3 protein-coding genes are annotated in these 2,886 nt (G+C 62.2%); all 3 read left to right on the forward strand.

Going from position 1 to position 2,886, the window contains the following annotated elements; all coding sequences use genetic code 11:
* The first annotated feature begins 63 nt into the window (after window positions 1-63).
* Genes ACE04F_RS25805 through ACE04F_RS25815 form a run of 3 tightly spaced genes read left to right on the forward strand, consistent with a single transcriptional unit; the run spans window position 64 to window position 2,852 of the window.
* Complete coding sequence (locus ACE04F_RS25805; RefSeq protein WP_486110478.1) at window positions 64-1,101, forward strand: ABC transporter ATP-binding protein; 1,038 nt, start codon at window positions 64-66, stop codon at window positions 1,099-1,101.
* A 1-nt stretch (window position 1,102) separates the two neighbouring features.
* Entirely contained in the window at window positions 1,103-2,050 is a 948-nt protein-coding gene (locus ACE04F_RS25810; RefSeq protein ID WP_486110479.1) for an ABC transporter permease, read from the forward strand.
* Window positions 2,040-2,852 carry an ABC transporter permease gene (locus ACE04F_RS25815; protein WP_486110480.1) on the forward strand — a complete coding sequence of 271 codons (813 nt, stop codon included), beginning with the start codon at window positions 2,040-2,042 and terminating at the stop codon, window positions 2,850-2,852. Before ACE04F_RS25810 ends, ACE04F_RS25815 begins: the two co-directional genes overlap by 11 nt.
* The last annotated feature ends 34 nt before the right edge of the window (window positions 2,853-2,886 follow it).

A 2,886-nucleotide genomic window follows, 5' to 3' on the forward strand; every position in this document is an offset into this window, starting at 1 on the left:
CCACGGGACCGCGTTCCAACTGTTGCGATTTCATACCCGCCCCGCTTTCTGGAGCCCCGCACCATGACGCTTGCAGTCCAGTTCACCCATGTTTCCCGTCAGTTCGGCGAGGTGAAGGCCGTTGATCGGGTCTCCATCGACATCCAGGACGGCGAGTTCTTTTCCATGCTCGGCCCGTCCGGCTCGGGCAAGACCACTTGCCTGCGGCTGATCGCCGGGTTCGAGCAGCCCAGCGCCGGTTCGATTCGCATCCACGGAGAGGAAGCCGTCGGGCTCGCGCCGTATCAGCGAGACGTCAACACGGTCTTCCAGGACTACGCCCTGTTCCCACACATGAACGTGCGCGACAACGTCGCCTACGGCCTGAAAGTCAAAGGCGTCGCCAAGGCCGAGCGCATCAAGCGCGCCGACGAGGCACTGGAGATGGTTGACCTGGGCGGCTATGGCGAACGCAAGCCGGTGCAACTGTCCGGCGGCCAGCGCCAGCGCGTTGCCCTGGCCCGCGCGCTGGTCAATCGCCCGCGTGTGTTGCTGCTGGATGAGCCCTTGGGCGCGCTCGACCTGAAGTTGCGCGAACAGATGCAAAGCGAGTTGAAAAAACTGCAACGCCAGTTGGGTATCACCTTCATCTTCGTTACCCACGATCAGACCGAGGCACTGTCGATGTCCGATCGCGTGGCGGTGTTCAACAAGGGTCGGATCGAACAGGTCGATACCCCGCGCAACCTGTACATGAAGCCGGCCACCACCTTCGTCGCCGAATTCGTCGGCACTTCCAACGTTATTCGCGGTGAGCTGGCCGGGCAACTGAGCGGTTATCCACAGCCGTTCTCGATCCGCCCGGAACATGTGCGCTTTGCCGAAGGTCCGCTGGCCGGCGATGAAATCGAAGTCAGCGGTCTGCTTCACGACATCCAGTACCAGGGCAGTGCCACGCGCTACGAGTTGAAGCTGGAAAACGGCCAGACTTTGAGTCTCAGCCAGGCCAACAGCCGATGGAACGACAGCGGCGCCCAGCACCAGACCGGCCAGCACCTCGCCGTACGCTGGGCCCGCGAGGCAATGGTCGCCCTGCATGACACTGCCGGCGGTGAGGTTTGAGATGAGCACCCTGGCCATGACTGAAACCGTGACGCACGATTCGCCGTTGCGACGCTTTTCGAACCTGCTGTACCGGCGACCCAACCTGTACCTGTCGCTGTTGCTGGTGCCACCGCTGATCTGGTTCGGCGCGATCTACCTGGGCTCGCTGCTGACTCTCCTGTGGCAGGGTTTCTATACCTTCGACGACTTCACCATGGCGGTCACGCCGGACCTGACCCTGGCCAATTTTGCGGCGCTGTTCCAGCCGTCGAATTTCGACATCATTGCGCGCACATTGACCATGGCGATCGCGGTGTCCATCGCCAGCGCCATCGTCGCCTTCCCGATCGCCTACTACATGGCGCGCTATACCAGTGGCAAGACCAAAGCGTTTTTCTACATCGCGGTGATGCTGCCAATGTGGGCCAGTTATATCGTCAAGGCCTACGCCTGGACGTTGTTGCTGGCCAAGGGCGGCGTGGCGCAGTGGTTCATCCAGCACCTGGGACTGGGGCCGGTGTTGCAGTTCGTGCTGGGCATTCCCGGCGTCGGTGGCAGCACGCTGTCGACCTCGCACCTGGGGCGCTTCCTGGTGTTCGTCTACATCTGGCTGCCGTTCATGATCCTGCCGATCCAGGCCTCCCTGGAACGGCTGCCGCCATCGCTGTTGCAAGCTTCGGCGGACCTCGGCGCCAGGCCACGCCAGACCTTCATGCAGGTAATCCTGCCGCTGTCGATCCCGGGCATCGCCGCTGGCTCGATCTTCACCTTTTCGCTGACCCTGGGGGATTTCATCGTGCCCCAGCTGGTGGGCCCGCCGGGCTACTTCGTTGGCAGCATGGTCTACGCCCAGCAAGGCGCCATCGGCAACATGCCCATGGCCGCGGCGTTCACGCTGGTGCCCATCGTGCTGATCGCCATCTATCTGTCTGTCGTCAAGCGACTGGGGGCTTTCGATGCACTCTGACTCCAAGGCTTCGTGGGGCTTGCGGATCGCGGCATGGGGCGGGCTGGTGTTCCTGCATTTCCCGATCCTGATCATTTTCCTTTATGCCTTCAACACCGAAGACGCTGCGTTCAGCTTCCCGCCCAAGCGCTTGACCCTGAAGTGGTTCAGCGTCGCCTTCTCGCGCCCGGACGTGCTGGAGGCGATCAAGTTGTCATTGCAGGTCGCCGCCGTCGCTACCCTGATCGCCATGGTGCTCGGCACGCTCGCGTCGGCGGCACTGTACCGCCGTGATTTTTTTGGCAAGCAGGGTATCTCGCTGATGCTGATCCTGCCGATTGCGTTACCGGGGATCATCACCGGCATCGCACTGTTGGCGACCTTCAAGACCCTGGGCATCGAACCCGGCATGTTCACCATCATCGTCGGCCATGCAACCTTCTGCGTGGTGATCGTTTACAACAACGTCATCGCCCGCCTGCGCCGCACCTCCCACAGTCTGATCGAAGCGTCGATGGACCTGGGCGCCGACGGCTGGCAGACCTTTCGCTACATCATCCTGCCGAACCTGGGGTCGGCGCTGTTGGCCGGCGGGATGCTGGCGTTTGCCTTGTCGTTCGATGAAATCATCGTCACCACGTTCACCGCCGGTCATGAGCGCACGCTGCCGCTCTGGCTGCTCAACCAGCTCAGCCGCCCTCGCGATGTGCCAGTGACCAATGTGGTCGCGATGCTGGTGATGTTGGTGACGATGCTGCCGATACTCGGCGCGTATTACCTGACGCGCGGTGGGGAGAGCGTGGCGGGGAGCGGTGGGAAGTAACCCAGGCCCCAATGAAAACTATCCCATGTGGGAG

The sequence above is a fragment of the Pseudomonas sp. AGC41 genome, assembly GCF_057334555.1.

Excerpts from the sequence above, each read along its gene's own strand:
- ACE04F_RS25815 (WP_486110480.1), top strand. The coding sequence starts at position 2,040 with ATGCACTCTGACTCCAAGGCTTCGTGGGGCTTGCGGATCGCGGCATGG.
- ACE04F_RS25805 (WP_486110478.1), top strand. The coding sequence starts at position 64 with ATGACGCTTGCAGTCCAGTTCACCCATGTTTCCCGTCAGTTCGGCGAG.
- ACE04F_RS25810 (WP_486110479.1), top strand. The coding sequence starts at position 1,103 with ATGAGCACCCTGGCCATGACTGAAACCGTGACGCACGATTCGCCGTTG.